A 16,733-nucleotide genomic window follows, 5' to 3' on the forward strand; every position below is an offset into this window, starting at 1 on the left:
TTTTTCATCACTTCTGCCATTTGTTGAGAATTTAAATCCTTTTCTTCATGGAGTTTATTAACGATGTTATGATAGTCCTCTTCATTACGATTTTGACTTAATTTATAGGACGCTTGAATTTCTTGTACCTTAATCTTAAATCCAACAATACCTTTTAATTCTTTTTCTAATAACTGAGGGGAAAGCTTATCCCATAAAACTGGGTTCTTACGGTGTTTTTCGTATTTTTGTAGCAACATTATAAGGTCTTGTTGCAACTCTTCTTCGTTCAAAATGCTGGCTGTACCATATACATGTACAGATTGATAGTTCCATGTTGGTACATTTTCATGTCCATACCAGGAAGAAGAGATATAAGCATGTGGTCCTTGGTACATAACTAGTATATCTTCACAGGTTTCGAGCGTTCTCCATTGGGGGTTCCCATAAGCCATGTGTCCCGTTATATAGTAATCATCTCCTTCTTTATTGAACTGTAATGGTAAATGAGTAGCAATTGGTTTACCTTGTTTTGTTGTTACAATCGTTCCAAATGAGTTCATTTGAACAAATTCTCGAATTTCATCCATATCCGTGACTCTAAAGTATTTAGGAATATACATAATCAGGTCCTCCTTGATTAGCTTCATCTGTAAAATATAGTATTATAAAAACTGACATGTAAAAAGGTACAATTTTAAATAAATATACATGTCAAAAGGGAGCATAAATGAAAAATACCATTTTTGTTTTTAGGGGTCCTGACGCATGCCTATCAAGCTAATTTCCATTTTCTCAATTTAATGCTGAAAAATTGGGCTTTTTCGTTATTCCCGAAAAGCACCTGCTTGAGTATATTTCTTCACAATCTTTTGAACATATAGTTAGTTTTTCTTTGATACAGATCCTTTTTTTGATACGGGAGCATTTTTGCCTAATATAACAGAAAAGACAACAATCACTGCTATTGCAAGAGTGAAAAATGTGATGGATTCATCTAGAAATACTGTTGCAAATAGAATCATAAAAAATGGTTGTAGGTATTGAATCTGACTAACTCTTGCTATTCCACCCATAGCCATTCCGCTATACCAAGCAACATATGCTAGAAATTGACTAACTACTGCGAGGTAAATAAAACTAACCCAAGCTTGTAAAGGTGCATGAATCATTTCAGTTGTAAGGTTTAGCCCAACTGGAATAATGAAAAATGGAGCACCTATCATAATTGCCCATGCAATCACTTGCCAGCTACCTAGTTCTTTCGCTAATCTCCCACCTTCTGCATAACTAAGTCCAAGTATAAGTACTGCTGCTAGTAAAGCTAAATCGGCAAGTTGTAATTGACCGAATCCAAGATGAAATGCATACATAATAACAGCCAAAGAGCCGACTACACTTGAAACCCAGAATTTGAGAGAAGGGATTTCACCTGCTCTAAACATAGCAAATCCGGTTGTTGCTAATGGTAACAGGGCTACTTCCACAGCACCATGAGAAACAGGCAAGGATTTCATAGCCCAAGAAGTGAGGAGGGGAAATCCTAAAACTGCACCAAAAGCAACAATAAATAGACTTTTGAATTGGCGAGGAGAGGGTAGTTTTTCTTTTCGAACAATCAATACCACCGCTACTATAATAGCGGCAACAACTGTTCTTCCTAAACCGACGACCGTAGTCCCAAAATACTCTACTGCAATACTTGTAGAAGGGAGCGTTAAGCTAAAACAAATGACACCTACTAATCCCAACAATAATCCAAATTTCTCTCTGGTTTTTCTCTGCATCTTATCCTACCCCTATCTTTTAATTTGTCTCACATCTGTACCATTTTCCGCTTTTAAAAAAAACAGTTCTGATATAATTAAAATGATAATAGGGTACATACAATAAAATAAATCATTCTTTTACCTATCTGTACTGGTACAATTGAAAGGAGATTAATATATGAGCTCAAAATATATCAGGATAATGGAAGAAATTAAGATTCGGCTTGCAGATGGATCGCTTAGTGCGGGTAGTAAACTCCCTTCTGTTCGTCAGTTATCTGAGTATTTTTCATGTAGCAAAAATACGGTTATTAAAGCATACACCGAACTAGAAAAAGAGCATTTAATTTATTCTGTTCCTAAAAGCGGCTACTATGTTGTGAATGAATTTCAAAATGCGACGAATGAAAACGAGGGGATTGATTTCTTGTCTGCTGGTCCAGATAAAAATGTTATGCCTTATCTTGAATTTCAACATTGTATGAATCAAGCAATTGAACAATATAAAGAAGAGCTTTTTACATACTCTGATCAACAAGGGTCTTACTCATTACGAGTACAGTTAGTGAAGTATTTGCAGAATTTACAGGTGTTCACTCAACCTGAAAGATTGGTCGTTGTATCTGGTTCACAGCAAGCCCTTAACTTATTAGTTTCTATGCCATTTCCAAATGGAAAAAACAATATTCTAATTGAACAGCCTACTTATTTCGGATTCATTGAGTCCATCAATCTGCACCAAACTACTACTTTTGGAATTGAGTTATCGATGGATGGGATTGATCTTGATCGTCTTGAATACATTTTTCGAAATAATGATATAAAGTTTTTCTATATTATCCCGAGATTTCACAATCCACTTGGACATTGTTACACGAATAGTGAAAAGAAAAAAATTGTTGAGTTAGCGGAAAAATACGATGTATATATAGTGGAAGATGACTTTTTAGGGGACCTTGATCCAAATGCAAAATCAGATCCTTTATTTTCTTTTGATCCGTCTGGGAGAGTGATTTATGTTAAAAGCTTTTCAAAAATCTTTCTTCCAGGGTTAAGGATTGCTACTGTCGTTCTTCCGACATTAATGATTAACAATTTTTTACGATACAAATTTAGTTCGGATTTTAATAGTTCAGCACTTTCTCAAGGCGCGCTAGAAATCTATTTAAAAAGTGGTATGTTTAATAACCATCTCAAAAAAATAAAAGAGGTATACCGTACTAAAATGCAACTCCTTCAAGAAGCATGTGAATTATTGCTACCGGCTAATACTCATTTTTCTAAACCGACTTCAGGATTCTATCTGTCCATCAGCTTACCCGAGAATGTGACAGCAAAACAGGTAGTTCATATGCTAAACGAGCAGCATATATATGTTGATGATGCCTCTAGAATGTTTTTACCAGAATATAAAAAGGAAAATCTCCTTCGATTAAGCATCTCTCAAGTGAACGAGAGTCAAATTAAACTAGGGGTAGAGCGATTGGCTCACTGTATTGCTTTAATTGATAGTAGAAAAAATCATATTACTCCAAATAACTTTTTACTCTTTTAGTATGTGTAAGTGTATATAGATGGTAGCATCAGGATCATGCGAATTTCCAACGCTAAGAAAATATGCTCAAGACAATGATTTTTGCGAGGGTCCTTCAATTAACTTGCCTCCGAAGTAGTGAAAACTGCCTCGTTTTGCAAAAAAAGTTCAACAAAAAGAGTGTTAATGCAGGAACATTACGCGTTATTTTTTTAGGTTTGCCCTCATTAAAAAGGAAATTTTTTGCTCATCTGTATTGTGGATCTGTTCCAGTTGATGCATAACTAGCTCTTGTCGATGTAATGAATGGTTTTGACTTAACTTCGCTTTCCCCTCTATCTTGTTGATTTTTATTTTGAATCCTTGAATTCCTTTGTTCATCCCAGCGAGAAAGTCAGCGTCTACATCTTGCAATTTGTATGAACTATTAGGAGCTTCATACTTCAATACCATGTCATACAAAGAGCTTGTTAACTCCTGTTCATCCTTAATAAGTTCGACTTCGCCGTATACATGAACAGTCACATAATTCCATGTTGGTACTGCTTGATTCGTCTCATACCAAGAGGGAGAGATATAACAATGAGGTCCATGAAAGACTGCTAAGACTGTTTGGTTTGCAATATCTTTCCACTGAGGATTCGAACGAGCAAAATGGCCATATAAATAGTTTTTCTCTTTATTTACAAGCAGGGGTACATGTGTCACAAAAGGCATTCCTTCATGCATGGAAAACAATGATGCAAAGCTATTCTCCTGTATTACATCGTAGATTGCTGTTAATTCTTTTATTTTAAATTGCTTAGGGATATACATAAAAAATCTCCTCTCAACCTTCATCTATAAAATATAGTATTATACAAATTGACATGTAAAAAGGTACAATTTCAAATAAATAAACATGTCAAAGGAGATCATAAATGAAAAACACCATTTTTGCTTTTAAAGATGACTCCCCCAAATACAAACAAATCTATGAGCAGTTTAAGTTATTAATTGAACAGGGGGATATACTTGCTGATGAACAATTGCCCTCCATTCGTCAACTTGCAGACTCCCTTCAAGTAAGTCGCAATACAACATTAATGGCTTATGATCAACTTGTAGCTGAAGGCTATATTCGCGGAGAAGGAAGAAAAGGTTATTTTGCAAATGAATTAGAGCCACTTTTATTCCAAGAATCGTTAATCCCTCATAATGAACATCAAAGAGAGTCGGTGACACCTACCCTCATTGATTTCCGAGCGGGCGCCGTGGATCAAACACATTTTCCTTTGAAAATTTGGAGGAGAATTGCCAATCAAGTATTAACGTTACAGGAGAGCTTTCAATATGGGGAACCCTTTGGTGAAGTGTGCCTACGTGAACAAATTGCCGCATACTTACTCCAATCTCGTGGGGTGAAAACAGATGCAAATGCCATTATTATCGGCAGTAGTACCCAACAAATGCTTATCAATCTTGGGCATATACTGAAGGTTGATTTCCCAAGCATTACAGTAGAGGACCCTGGATATGACGGCGCTAGGGAGGCTTTTCAATTTCATCGTTTTACGATTGAAACTTTACCAGTTTATGAAACAGGTGCTGATTTTTCGCAATTAGAACAAATGAAATCACGATTAATCTATGTAACCCCGTCCCATCACAGTCCGTACGGGGTAAGCATGTCCATTCAACAACGGCAAATGCTTATTCATTGGGCTAACAAGATGCATGGGTATATTATCGAAGACGATTATGATAGTGAATTTCGCTATACGCAACAACCATTTCCAGCTCTCGCTTCGATTGATTCTGCAAGAGTCATTTATCTAGGGAATTTCTCAAAGTCCTTTCTTCCAGGAATTCGTTTAAGTTATATGGTATTGCCACAGTCACTTTTAAACCGTTATAAAAATCAATTTCTTCATTTCGAGAGTACCACTTCCCTTCTTAGCCAGCTCACAATGGCTAAATTTATGGAAGAGGGAGAATGGAATCGGCATATTAAACGCATGCGTCTTGTTTATAAACGAAAAATGCAGCACTTGGTATCAGTATTAAAAAAGCAATTTGATCAAAATATATCCATTATTGGTGAGCAGTCTGGTTTGTATGTGTTAATCAAAGTACACCTGAAACATTCAGAAGAATGGCTAATTCAACAAGCTTCCTTTCATGGTGTTAAAGTGTATCCTACCTCACTCTACTTCATTAAAAACAATACCGATAAACCAGTTATAAAGCTTGGTTTTAGTAATCTTTCTTGTGATGAAATCAAGCTTGGCGTGGAGCTCCTAAAAAAAGCTTGGTTATAAAAACACACCCCGTAATTGTAGCTTATGTCTAATAATTACGGGGTAAATCATGGACTTTTAAAACACAGGTTCTTCTTCCACTAACGCACTCCATTTGTTTAAGTATATATTTTTTCACAATCTTGTCGAGCGCTTCGGTCCAGGCGCGCCACACGAGCTCACGGCGGGTATTCAGGGGGCGGGTAATGGTAAATAAAATGTAAACAGATTGTTACACCAATAGAATTGATGTGGCAGACCTCAATGTATACAATAGATACTTGTTGAGGAGTGATCGAAGATGAAAACCGTAACAGTAGATAAATTACAATTCAAGAAACATTTATCGCTGATTGAACAAATCACACTGAGAGATTTTCTGTATATCTGGGTAGGTGGCTCAACCAAAAGATTGGATGATTTTTTTCAAATTGAGTACACAGAAGATGTCTTTTCCAAAATGGAAAAAACGTCGAATGACACTGATTTGTTGATTTTTGATGATTATTATTTCAGATACATAACAGTGACAGAAGATAATCAAATTGTGATAGGTGTTTTAGATATGAATTCAGAATTAAAACATAAAATCATTTCACCAGATGAGATTAAATAATTCTTCCTTTTCTTTAAGACCATATAAAAAGAGGCAGCGTGGTTAACATTCTCTTCTTGATGTTAACCCGTTTAAAAAGAAGGTAAGTTATCTAAGTTATTTTCTTTAATACCATCAGGTTCACTACGTATAATATCCCTGCCATACCTATGAAATACGTCCACATGAGCTAACTTTCCTGCTTTTGCTTCATCAAGAGCAGTAATATAATCTAATTCTCTTCCACTACTTGTTTTAAAAGCAATAATATCATCCTCATCATTTTTACGAACCGCAACAATTTGTTCTACTCCTGAATCGACTTCCTCAACGACTTCCAATTGAGCTTGGTCTTCCCCTTGTTGTAAGTATTCATTATAAATTTTTTGAAAGTCTTTTTTATCCATAAAACCCACCTCCAAAACATTTTATTAGTATGTTCGGAAGCTATTAGTTTTATGTACTATGATCCTTAACAAAATGTATCGTTTTGACAGTTTTTCATACTTCCATTCCATAAATGCGAACCCAATCCAGCTTTTTAGCTCTTATTCGGCAGGTTGGAGTGTTAACGCAACGCTTTTAATGCGCCGCTTTGGGCATAATACAGGGTACATACGTGTTAGAGGAGGGATAATTTGAGACTGAAGGATGGAGACTTTTATACAAATGTTATGACCAATAAAGTGTATAGATTAAATGAAGACCGTGATGGCAGCTGGTATTTGAGTATGCCTAATGAAGAATGTAACCATCAAACGGCAAAGACATCGGGACGTGATATGTTTAAATCATTAAAAGGTTTTTATAAAAAAGCAAACAGCTGAAATAATTGGATGTTTTTTTATCAAATTGAGGTTTTTAAAAAATGAACCACCACAAAAAGCTGCCCTTTCCCGTCGGGTAGCTTCTGTGTCTCGAATATCGAATAGTACGTATTTAGATTAGAACCTCTTTAATATTTGTAAGAATGAAAGCATTGTATACCGAAGTACAAAATTAAGGCGGTTTTTATATCCGCCTCTTTCACTATTGCACTCGTTAGTTGAACAAGAAAAAGAGTCGCCGCTACGACTCTTGGTTAAACTCAAGCCCCCTTTCGAATCAGTTACTTCCTTATAGTTGGGTTCTATTTAAATTATCGATGGGCATAGTAAAAATGAGGTGAATAATGATAATCCCCTAATTTTTCAAAAGTTATTCTTTAATCCGATACGTTCACGAATGACATTCGTTTTATGATAAGTATTAAAACAGGTGCTTTCGTCTAAATGAAGACTGCACCTGTTTTCATTAGGATGGATTTTTATCGGCTACTATTTGTTTAGATAATCTTTTATCTATAACTCCAACAAGGAAAATAAGAAATAATGCTAAACAAATATAGTAAAATTGGTCCCACCACACGAGACTATGAAGAATTCCAATCTTTTCAAGAACTTGATTCACAGTATAAATAAATAAACCTGTTAAAATATATTTGATCCATTTCGGTTTCCAATTGATTTTAATCATAAGACAATAAAAAAGACTTGCGCATAAATAGTAAATTGCTGAGAATGCAATGGAATCTTTCCCTACATTCCCAAACCATCTAGGGCGATAAAATCTATTCAAGAAAAAGAGCATCGGAAGAATATGGGCACTGGCAGATATGGAACCCGTGATTAAATAGAGCATCAAATTGTGTTTGAATCCCCTTGAAGGGTGTAAAATCCATTTATAGAAAATCTTAGCTAAAGCAAAATATAAAGGGAGACCTAATCCTGTATATGCTAATTTCCACCAGTGCTGTGTATAGATATGAAGCTTTAAAAATAACCATTCAATCCCTACAAAGAATCCAGAAAAAAAGATGATCCAAAGCCAATTTAAGTGGAAAGTTGCTATCAAGGTTGCTGTGACCGGTAAAGCTAATGCGTTTGAGAAAAACGCTCCCAATTCACTGTCATAAAATGAATTACGCTTGATAATATTGGGGTTATAATCATAGCTTCCTAAGAAATTAAATATAGTGGTCTCGATGATATAACCAAATCCAACCATTGTTAAATAAAGAAACAGGGTTCGAGTGTTTCTTTTTTTTAATAAAATAAAACAAAACAGTATCGTGCTTGAAATGAGTATTGCAAAAAACCAATAACTACTATGCACACGGTTCACTCCAATACTAAAAGAATTCCTAAAGTTCATCCTCTTAATTTTTTTATTATTAGAGATTCTCTAATTTCTATACTTCATATTGATTCATTACGGTGAAACGTATCATAAATACGGTACATTAAAAATCATTTTTGTTGGCGGTACCTCGTAAAAAGGTGGCTTCCCCATCCCCATCTTAAGATACAAAGTCAATGTTACCGTAGGCAAAAATAAAGGATTAAACGAAGATATCATTATTCGATTTGTTTCCGCTGCATACGTTGAACTGGTGGAATGGTGGTTTAAAGAAGGAATACCTTATCCGCCACGCGTTATGGCAGAGCAAGTCGGAGAATTAGTAGAGAGAATATTATAATTACTAAAAAATATTAAAGCGCGGAAGTTCAACAGCCAGGTATGAACATGGCTGTTTTGTTCGCAGCAATAAATAATAAACTTTGTTCAAATCATTCAATATAATGGGTACTTAATTGATTTAGTATTTACACAATTTTAGAAATGCCTTTAATTTAGTTTGGTGACACCAGACAAATATAAAAAAAACGATTTTACTAACAAAGAAAGAATACTTTTTTCTTAATATTGTGAAGAAATACACTTAAACTAAACTGCCAGTTCGCTTAAGTGCATTTTTTCACAATCTTCACGATACAATAGAAAATGTTATTCAACAATCTGGCCCGTTTGCGGAACAACTTTATTGTAAAAGAAACGACTTTATTGTCATTCAACAAAAATAAAAAGCTACCTTTTCAGGTAACCTTCCATTCATAAGGTAGCGACATATAATTCTGAAGAAGATACGCCAAATAACAAAGAAAGTCACATTTATACTTACAATTTTATAATAAAATATGGTATATGAAATTATTTACAATTCATCTAAATAACAACAAAAGCTGGCTGACGGCAAAACGCAACTATTATACGATAAGGTGATTTTCGTAAAAGAAGTTCTTACTGTTGCTACGGTCAGACAACAAAAAAACAGCCCTGGATGAGCTGGTTAAGTCAGGTAAGAATCCGGCGCCTTATTATATTGCTACAATAGGTTTCCAAGAACCTCCCGCCGAACCGCCACATCATCCGTCCATTGTATTGCTCTTTTCCTAAACTCTACACGCATACGTGGCGTGCTCTGCCCCACACCCCCTGCCAGCCTAACAAAGGAAGTGCCAACCTGAATACAAGCAAAAATGCAGAAAAAACTTCCGAAATGTTTTACACTCTGTCCAATTTGTAGTCTGTCTTAACACAGTATAATGAACATGTTGGCAGAAAAGAGCAGGTTTTTCTTTTTTATCATCCCCAACCCAAAAACTAAGAGTCATAGGTAACAAAAAAGGCAACCTAAATGCGAGGGTTGCCTTTTTTGTTTATCTATTCGGTGTTCTGTTGCAAACTGATCTAATGCAGCCCCACGGTAGCATTTAGATAAATAGTCTTTCGTACTGGAAAATATTAAATCAGTATTTTACCTATTCGTAAAAGTAAACCTTTAGGAACGATCAAACATTGTATGAAACTATGCACTTCGAACAATATCTAAAAGATATCTCAAAAGATACATGTACCTTTAGGGGTACTGTTTCCAGCGTTGATGTATGACACCATTTGGGCCTTTCCTATTGTTAGGGTATTAATGTGGTGTCAATATTTATAAACAATGTCCCCCAGGTCACTTAGCTGAAGGACATTGTTTATTTACATAATTTAGCTTATAAACAGTGTATCCCTTTTGATTTTGTTGCGTATATATTTCGACATGTGAATGGCAGGATTTGACGAAGGATTAGTCACCCATGTGTAAGCGTTTTCTGTTATGATAGTAATTGGGTTGGATGGCGCGCGTGGCTGTCAAAGATATACAGCGTAGGTGGGGCTGGTATCAAGAGGAGCAGGACTTATGAGGTCCTTTTTACTTTGTAAGTACATTACCTTAGAAAGCTATCCAGGATTATGGACAGGCTTTTTTGTTTTTAGAAGAGAGAATCTTACTGTTGATTGACATAATGAACGAATCAAAAAGAGTGGTACCATGCAGGAAAACCTACCGTCAATAGACGGCAGGTTTTTATTTTTATAAACTTAATTTGCTCTGTTTCCGTATCCTACGAAGCACAAAATAGCATAACAACCCAAGCGGACCAAACATAAGGATGAGGAATAAAAGTATGGATTGCACCGGTAGCGGCACATACCGATGTTCCATGTTATCTCTATAAACGTAATGGCCGACCATTTGATCGAAGCAAAGCAAATGAAGCCAGACAAGTAAAGCAAAGTCTGGTTTTGACAACAGCCGGATGACTCCCTCCGCCGATCCGAAATCTTGAACGAATCCGAGGCTGGAGCCTGCGATGGCCGTTATAATCCCTACAATGTAAAGTGCAGCAAGATACATAGGAAAAATGGCTATGTTTGCAAGAAACCTTGTGGCCCGCCATGTCGGCAACAGTATCAAAAGAAGCCAGAACGGCATGGCTATGCTTGCGAGAGAAAACAATTTTTCATACACTGTTACGATGCCCCCTCCCTAGGAAAATATTTGTTTAATCGCTGTGCGACGATGGATTGGCAGACACCGCTGTCGGCCTTAGCAAATCAAATACAGCAGCAATAACTACGGCGAGCCAGACAAGCAGCATAGCACCGGAAAGGAGCGGCAATGCTGTCAATTCAAAAACAGAACGTCCGATGGCGGTTTGCAATCCGATCAGCAGGACGGCAATCGTCCAGGCAAAACTCCCGAAATGGATTCGCTGCAGGGCATGCTTCTTATCGGCAGCCCGCTCCGATAACCATCCCAGCAGCGGTAGCGCCTGCAAAGCATGAAAGCCGAGTCCATGAAGGACAATTAGATTTCCTGCCTCGCCCGTATACCGGCTCTGTAGCGCGATCATCCATATTCCTGAAGCAAAGGCAATTATCGTTGAGAAAAACGCATAGCGGATACCTAGCACTAAAAGCGGACGTTCACCCAATTGCTTTTTCCGATAAAACGGGATGGCAAGCAGCACAGTCGCGATGATGATCAACAGCGAATCAAGTCCGAACAAAGCGCCAGCAATTGAATCGGCTGTAGAGCCGACACGCGAGAACCGCGGATTGATTCCGCGAAAATGCTGGATCGTTTCGACCGCATAAGCGTATAGGACAGTCAGTGTGAAAACCCAGCGAAAAGCCGTACGTTTGCGGGAACTCAGCCCCGATACCGGCAAAATGGCTGCTATGGACAAAATAAACAATGCGATTGCGGCATCAAAAGAAAATGCCCTCTCCAAATTACCTTCTGGTGAAATGATCGCTCCATATATACCAATATACACAGCAATACCAACTGCAAGTGCAAAACCAAGCATACTCATCATTACGAGCAGCCTTTCTCCCTCAAAGAGCTTCATTTCCAGCATGACCTTTCGATTGCTCGCCTTCATCAATTGATCATTCCTTTCTCACGATTTCTTTTAATGGAATTGCCTCTCGATTATTTATTTATTAATAAATAAATAAAAATATGAATAAAATAGGCAGCATTGTTACTGCCTAGTTCGTCTGTTTCCGCTTCATTGATTTGAGCTGTTATTTCGTTTGATCCTTAAAATGGAGTAATTGTGGTAAATTCAAAACTTCTGATACCGTAATCAAGAGACCCATTCCGATAAATTCAGAAGCTGCCGCTTCTGCATTCGGAATTCCTGCCCTTTCAAATTTCGCAATTATACTTTCATGGATCATACGGAACTTCTCACTGACATACTCCCGAATCATTGGTTCAGAAATTGCATGAGCTTGCATGACCATGATAATCTCATCCCTATGAGATTCCATGATTTGAAGGAACGCGTGCCCCATCGTCTCCATCAATCGATCCGAAGGTGCTTCGACTTGGGTGAAGGTTTCATAAATCCGGGTAATTGCCCTGTCAATAACTGCTTTGAAGAGCTCTTCTTTATTTTTGAAAAAGTGGAACACATACGGCTGTGTTACTCCCACAGCTTTGGCCACCTGCGCTGTTGTCGCCTTGTAGTATCCAAGTTCCGCAAATATTCCTACGGCTTTATCGATAATTTGTTCTTTTCGGTCTTCGTGGCCGGCCAATATCCCTGCCCCCTTCCGATTTATTTATTTATTAATAAATAAATTGTATTCAAGTATCAAGTAAAAATCAAGAGTTCTTTGTGTATGATCTTAAACACTATTTCCCCCGTTAGAGGAGGAAAGTAGGAAAAGCTACAAAAGCCATGATTATTGCCCCTGCACCTTTCATGCCTTTCATATGACCTTCTTTGATAATGGCTTTACTTCCAAAGTAAAAAGGTTGGGGAACTAAACTCCCCAACCTATGACAACAGCAATCTTAATTCTAGGCTACGTTTTTAATTATTTTAATTTCATTGCTTTAAGAATTGCATCATGGATATAAGTATTCTCATACACACCTGTGAAGAGGTCTGCACCACGTCCCATTGCAGTAAGTGGTACATCTGAAGAAGTATGTCCGTCAGTAGTCCAATCTACCATAAATTGTTGATTAGAATTAGCAATGTTGAAAGGACCATCTTCTTTGGAAATGCCATCACCAGATTCATCCTTGTTACCTGTATCTTCAACCGCAAGGCCACCAGTTTCATGGTCAGCAGTAACAAGAACAAGAGTATCAGGATGATTTTTTGCATATGCCTTCGCAACTTCCACAGCCTTATCCAATTGTTGTCCCGCCTTAATAGTCAGGGAAGCATTATCATTGTGAGCCATTTCGTCAATTCCCTCTTCTTCAACCATTAAAAAGAAGCCATTTTTGTCCTTTGATAAGGTATCAATTGCTTTTTGTGTCATGTCTGGTAAGGAAACAACAGGATTATAAATATCCCCTTCTCCTTCAGGGTTTTGCTGGAACATTTCTTCGTTTGCAAACAAGCCTAGAAGTTTCTGACCTTTTGCTTGTTTCATTTCATCAGCATTTTTAACGTACGTATAACCTAATTCTTTCGCTTGATCTACTAGATTTCCATTTGTCCCCTTACTTGCTTCTTCAGTATCTTCAGGTGGGTTATCAGGATAAGAGCCAGGATTTCCTGCTGGGTACCAGTAGTCCTCCCCGCCGCCTAAAATCACATCCACTTTACTGTCTTCAAGATATTGTTTCGCAATATCACTTTGAGCGCTTCGATTCGCAACGTGCGCACCGAAAGCAGCTGGAGTCGCGTCTGTTACTTGGCTTGTCGTAACGAGCCCCGTTGCCTTCCCAGCCTTCTCTGCCGTCTCTAAAACAGTTTGAACAGGCTTTCCATTCATATCCACGCCAACTGCACCATTATAACTTTTTACACCTGAAGCCATTGCCGTTGCGGCTGCAGCAGAGTCCGTTACAAATGAACTTCCTGAAGCGGTACGAGCCATTCCTGCATACGGCATATCTTCCATAGCAAGTTTACCATTCACTCCAACTGTAGCTAGGCGAATTGCATCACGAGCGGCAGTTCCCATACCATCGCCAACAAAAACAATTACATTTTTAGCCTTTCCACTATTTGACTCATTAGCAGCTTGTACATCTGATTTAGACGCATTACCGAAAATTAATGCAGTCATCGCTGCAACTGATAACACAGCTGTGCCTACTAAACGTTTTTTCATGTTTACACCCTCATCTTTAATTTTAATTTTGAAGTAAGTTGCTAATATAATCGTAGATTATATATGTTAAATGTAGTTAAGGAGGGTATTAAAAATATGTAAAATACTTTGAACTGAATACAATCACAGGAAAATCATGCTATGAAATCGAATATGTTTTCAAAAGTGGACACAGTCGAATAGGAGGGCAGGAAAAAGTCACCTTTTTGCGGAAATACATTAACGTAGAAAACGGGAGGGAATATGCGACATCTTACACGCTCTTAGGGCTACTAAACTCGGAAAACATCGCTACGTAGACACTACATCAAAAAAAGAGGGGGAATGGACTCCTTATCTAGGACTCCATGAACTGTGTTTACCCTTGTTAGCGGAGAAAAAACGCTGCTCCAGCAAATTAGGTATGAAATTCTGATGATTACATGTATAATCAAGTTACAACATTATATTGTAAGCAAACTAGGTGCCCTTGTAAAAGCAAGGGGTAACAGGGAATCGGGTGCAAATCCCGAGCGGTCCCGCCACTGTAATTGAGGAGCTCTTTATCATTATGTCACTCAGCTATGTAGTTGGGGAAGACGATAGAGAGTGATGATGCAAAAGCCAGGAGACCTACCTAGGTTGTAACACCAAAGCAGCCTTCGCGGAAAGGAGAGGTGTACGAAAATGAAACGACAATCGTATTCTGCCATTTTGTCGTTTATTTGCACGTACCCATACATCCTCAATCTGTCATAGGTTGAGGATTTTTTATGTTGTACTTTTTATTTTTAGAAAAGGGAGGAATTTTTGAATGGAAACTGTATCACTTTTTTTACTTGTTTTTGTATTGGGGCTTCGACATGGATTGGATGCGGATCATCTTGCTTTTATTGATGGACAAACCCGTTATAATTGGCGAATGGGCAGTCCGTTTGCACGTTGGGTAGGTACACTATTCTCATTTGGCCACGGGGGAATGGTAGCTGTGACGGCTGGTATTTTGGGAATGGTGATGAAGAATTTTACATTCCCAGCTTATTTTGATAATTTTGCATCGTGGGTATCGATTATTTCTTTATTCCTCATTGGCACATTAAATACGTATAATCTATTACGTACGAGAAATAACAACGAAGAGTTTCAACTAAGCGGGCTAAAGGGAAAGTTTATTCCAAAAGTTGCGAAGGGAACAACGAATCCCTTTCTTATTATTTTAGTAGGGGCTTTATTTGCCTTAGCTGCCGAAACGGTAAGTCAAACAGCTGTCTGGTCCATGGCAGCAAGTAACACAGGTAAATATACCCCCTTACTTTTAGGCCTTGTTTTTATGTTTGGCATGATGATTACAGATACAATTGATTCCATGATTGTCCACAAAATGGTGAATCAATCAAGCAAACTTGGGCAAGCTGCTTCAAGAATAATGGGATGGGTAATTGTCGTCTTAGCGTACGGAGTTTCCTTCTATCTGGCATTTACCTTCTTTAACCCTTGGGCAGAACTCGATTTTGAAATTGTGGGAATCATTCTTTTCACTTTCTTAGTTGCTACATTTATCTTTATAAGCGTTCGGTCTAAGAGACAAAAAGTTGAAATAAATACTATGAATTAATAAATCAATGGCTCCTTTTCAGGGAGCCTTTGATTTTGTTCAGAAAGCCATGATTTTCTGAACATAGAAACCTAGTCAAAGTAGATGAATCAAATTTTTTAAAAAGATTCGCCGATTGGCGAGTCAAGTTTATACCATTTTTAAAACGGCACGGAAACGGGCTTGACCGGATATCATGTACTCATATGCTTCGTTCACCCGCTCGAGACTAAATGTTTCAATACTTGGGCGTACACCAGTTAATGCACTGAAATTCAAGGTATCTTCAGAATCCTTCGCATGGCCGCTATACCAACCTTCTACTGAACGTCGATAAAGAAGGAGCTGTAGAGGAGACACTTCGATTGGTTCACCCGATGCCGCTGCAATGAGGAGTTTACCGTTTTGAGACAGCCCATCGACAAGAGCAGAAATCGCCTTACTATTAGGAGCAGTGGTCAAAATCACGCGCGCTCCTAATAGTTTATTCAGCTCTTCTGTAACATTAGATATCTCTGTATTAATATAAACGTGAGCTCCGAGTTGACGTACAAGCTGTTCTTTCTCTTTCCCGTGGGAGAGGGCAACGGTTTTGAAGCCCAATTTATTCGCAAATTGGACGCCCAAATGTCCTAATCCCCCCATACCTTGAATCGCGACAACATCTCCACCCCTTGCGCCGCTGTTTCGTAGTGCGTTATACGTTGTGACCCCTGCACAAAGAAGGGGCGCAGCTTCTATAGAAGACAATTCATTTGGAATCAAAGCCAAAGCTTCTTGGGGAGCTACCATATACTCCGCATAACCGCCATCGTACGAAATACCGCAAGTCTGACGATTTACACAGTTCGCAAAATCTCCTTCACGGCAAACATTACATGTAAAACAATGACCTCCATGCCAGCCAACACCGACTCGCTGACCTGCACGCCACGTCGTAACTTCTTCACCAATTTTATCAATGTAACCAGCTACTTCATGACCCGGAATGCGTGGATACTGAATACCAGGGATCAATCCTTCTTTTACCATTTCATCACTGTGACAGACACCGCAGGCTTCTACTTTAATCCGTACCTGTCCACGACCCGGCTCTGGAATTTCCCTATTCACGAGTTCAAACTTTCCACCAGCAGTGGAGATTTGGGCTGCTTTCATTAGTACCGCCATACTTACACATCCTTTTTTTATTATCATTTTA

General features: G+C 38.1%; 17 protein-coding genes and 1 riboswitch. Of the genes, 6 read left to right on the forward strand and 11 right to left on the reverse strand.

What is annotated here, in order from left to right:
- The coding region (locus tag AAHB12_RS24040) for an FMN-binding negative transcriptional regulator (RefSeq protein WP_342047565.1) at positions 1–602 on the reverse strand (602 nt) is incomplete at its 3' end.
- Between the two features lie 261 nt (positions 603–863).
- Positions 864–1,766 (reverse strand): DMT family transporter, encoded by a 903-nt coding sequence (locus AAHB12_RS24045; protein WP_342047566.1) that lies wholly within the window; start codon positions 1,764–1,766, stop codon positions 864–866.
- Between the two features lie 160 nt (positions 1,767–1,926).
- Between AAHB12_RS24045 and AAHB12_RS24050 the strand changes: the two genes are divergently transcribed.
- Entirely contained in the window at positions 1,927–3,303 is a 1,377-nt protein-coding gene (locus tag AAHB12_RS24050) for an aminotransferase-like domain-containing protein (RefSeq protein WP_342047567.1), read from the forward strand.
- Positions 3,304–3,486: 183 nt separating this feature from the next.
- Here the strand turns inward: AAHB12_RS24050 and AAHB12_RS24055 are convergent, their stop codons facing one another.
- Positions 3,487–4,098, reverse strand: coding sequence for an FMN-binding negative transcriptional regulator (locus tag AAHB12_RS24055; protein WP_342047568.1), 612 nt, complete (start codon positions 4,096–4,098; stop codon positions 3,487–3,489).
- Between the two features lie 104 nt (positions 4,099–4,202).
- Here AAHB12_RS24055 and pdxR point away from each other — a divergent pair, with 104 nt between their 5' ends.
- Complete coding sequence (gene pdxR, locus AAHB12_RS24060; protein WP_342047570.1) at positions 4,203–5,582, forward strand: MocR-like pyridoxine biosynthesis transcription factor PdxR; 1,380 nt, start codon at positions 4,203–4,205, stop codon at positions 5,580–5,582.
- 280 nt (positions 5,583–5,862) lie between these two features.
- Positions 5,863–6,177: a hypothetical protein gene (locus AAHB12_RS24065; protein ID WP_342047572.1), complete on the forward strand. Its 315-nt coding sequence runs from the start codon at positions 5,863–5,865 to the stop codon at positions 6,175–6,177.
- Positions 6,178–6,248: 71 nt separating this feature from the next.
- On the opposite strand, the gene AAHB12_RS24070 is transcribed toward AAHB12_RS24065, so the two are convergent.
- On the reverse strand, positions 6,249–6,563 hold the full coding sequence (locus AAHB12_RS24070) for a DUF3892 domain-containing protein (RefSeq protein WP_342047573.1): 315 nt from the start codon (positions 6,561–6,563) through the stop codon (positions 6,249–6,251).
- A gap of 231 nt (positions 6,564–6,794) precedes the next feature.
- Between AAHB12_RS24070 and AAHB12_RS24075 the strand changes: the two genes are divergently transcribed.
- On the forward strand, positions 6,795–6,983 hold the full coding sequence (locus tag AAHB12_RS24075) for a hypothetical protein (protein ID WP_342047575.1): 189 nt from the start codon (positions 6,795–6,797) through the stop codon (positions 6,981–6,983).
- A gap of 466 nt (positions 6,984–7,449) precedes the next feature.
- On the opposite strand, the gene AAHB12_RS24080 is transcribed toward AAHB12_RS24075, so the two are convergent.
- Complete coding sequence (locus AAHB12_RS24080) at positions 7,450–8,349, reverse strand: hypothetical protein (protein ID WP_342047577.1); 900 nt, start codon at positions 8,347–8,349, stop codon at positions 7,450–7,452.
- 142 nt (positions 8,350–8,491) lie between these two features.
- Here AAHB12_RS24080 and AAHB12_RS24085 point away from each other — a divergent pair, with 142 nt between their 5' ends.
- Entirely contained in the window at positions 8,492–8,674 is a 183-nt protein-coding gene (locus AAHB12_RS24085) for a TetR-like C-terminal domain-containing protein (RefSeq protein ID WP_446715606.1), read from the forward strand.
- 1,725 nt (positions 8,675–10,399) lie between these two features.
- Here the strand turns inward: AAHB12_RS24085 and AAHB12_RS24090 are convergent.
- The 5 genes from AAHB12_RS24090 to AAHB12_RS24105 all read right to left on the reverse strand — a co-directional run bounded on the left by AAHB12_RS24090 (position 10,400) and on the right by AAHB12_RS24105 (position 13,959).
- Complete coding sequence (locus AAHB12_RS24090) at positions 10,400–10,837, reverse strand: ABA4-like family protein (protein WP_342047579.1); 438 nt, start codon at positions 10,835–10,837, stop codon at positions 10,400–10,402.
- A gap of 34 nt (positions 10,838–10,871) precedes the next feature.
- Entirely contained in the window at positions 10,872–11,756 is an 885-nt protein-coding gene (locus tag AAHB12_RS24095; protein WP_342047580.1) for a hypothetical protein, read from the reverse strand.
- 145 nt (positions 11,757–11,901) lie between these two features.
- Positions 11,902–12,420, reverse strand: coding sequence for a TetR/AcrR family transcriptional regulator (locus AAHB12_RS24100; RefSeq protein ID WP_342047582.1), 519 nt, complete (start codon positions 12,418–12,420; stop codon positions 11,902–11,904).
- A gap of 109 nt (positions 12,421–12,529) precedes the next feature.
- Positions 12,530–12,661 carry a DUF1541 domain-containing protein gene (locus AAHB12_RS31930; RefSeq protein WP_446715605.1) on the reverse strand — a complete coding sequence of 44 codons (132 nt, stop codon included), beginning with the start codon at positions 12,659–12,661 and terminating at the stop codon, positions 12,530–12,532.
- 41 nt (positions 12,662–12,702) lie between these two features.
- The gene (locus AAHB12_RS24105; RefSeq protein ID WP_342047584.1) at positions 12,703–13,959 is read right to left on the reverse strand and encodes an alkaline phosphatase; all 1,257 of its coding nucleotides are present in this window, start codon (positions 13,957–13,959) and stop codon (positions 12,703–12,705) included.
- Between the two features lie 444 nt (positions 13,960–14,403).
- A riboswitch (cobalamin riboswitch) is annotated at positions 14,404–14,593 on the forward strand.
- Between the two features lie 159 nt (positions 14,594–14,752).
- Here AAHB12_RS24105 and AAHB12_RS24110 point away from each other — a divergent pair.
- Positions 14,753–15,553: a HoxN/HupN/NixA family nickel/cobalt transporter gene (locus AAHB12_RS24110; RefSeq protein ID WP_342047585.1), complete on the forward strand. Its 801-nt coding sequence runs from the start codon at positions 14,753–14,755 to the stop codon at positions 15,551–15,553.
- A 129-nt stretch (positions 15,554–15,682) separates the two neighbouring features.
- On the opposite strand, the gene AAHB12_RS24115 is transcribed toward AAHB12_RS24110, so the two are convergent.
- Positions 15,683–16,702: an alcohol dehydrogenase gene (locus AAHB12_RS24115; RefSeq protein ID WP_342047586.1), complete on the reverse strand. Its 1,020-nt coding sequence runs from the start codon at positions 16,700–16,702 to the stop codon at positions 15,683–15,685.
- Between the last annotated feature and the right edge of the window lie 31 nt (positions 16,703–16,733).

Source organism: Bacillus sp. OTU530 (assembly GCF_038440375.1).

What these genes read in the sequence shown, in the direction of transcription:
- AAHB12_RS24045 (WP_342047566.1), bottom strand. Translation starts at nt 1,766, where the DNA reads ATGCAGAGAAAAACCAGAGAGAAATTTGGATTATTGTTGGGATTAGTA.
- AAHB12_RS24050 (WP_342047567.1), top strand. Translation starts at nt 1,927, where the DNA reads ATGAGCTCAAAATATATCAGGATAATGGAAGAAATTAAGATTCGGCTT.
- AAHB12_RS24055 (WP_342047568.1), bottom strand. Translation starts at nt 4,098, where the DNA reads ATGTATATCCCTAAGCAATTTAAAATAAAAGAATTAACAGCAATCTAC.
- pdxR (WP_342047570.1), top strand. Translation starts at nt 4,203, where the DNA reads ATGAAAAACACCATTTTTGCTTTTAAAGATGACTCCCCCAAATACAAA.
- AAHB12_RS24065 (WP_342047572.1), top strand. Translation starts at nt 5,863, where the DNA reads ATGAAAACCGTAACAGTAGATAAATTACAATTCAAGAAACATTTATCG.
- AAHB12_RS24070 (WP_342047573.1), bottom strand. Translation starts at nt 6,563, where the DNA reads ATGGATAAAAAAGACTTTCAAAAAATTTATAATGAATACTTACAACAA.
- AAHB12_RS24080 (WP_342047577.1), bottom strand. Translation starts at nt 8,349, where the DNA reads ATGAACTTTAGGAATTCTTTTAGTATTGGAGTGAACCGTGTGCATAGT.
- AAHB12_RS24095 (WP_342047580.1), bottom strand. Translation starts at nt 11,756, where the DNA reads ATGAAGGCGAGCAATCGAAAGGTCATGCTGGAAATGAAGCTCTTTGAG.
- AAHB12_RS24105 (WP_342047584.1), bottom strand. Translation starts at nt 13,959, where the DNA reads ATGAAAAAACGTTTAGTAGGCACAGCTGTGTTATCAGTTGCAGCGATG.
- AAHB12_RS24110 (WP_342047585.1), top strand. Translation starts at nt 14,753, where the DNA reads ATGGAAACTGTATCACTTTTTTTACTTGTTTTTGTATTGGGGCTTCGA.
- AAHB12_RS24115 (WP_342047586.1), bottom strand. Translation starts at nt 16,702, where the DNA reads ATGGCGGTACTAATGAAAGCAGCCCAAATCTCCACTGCTGGTGGAAAG.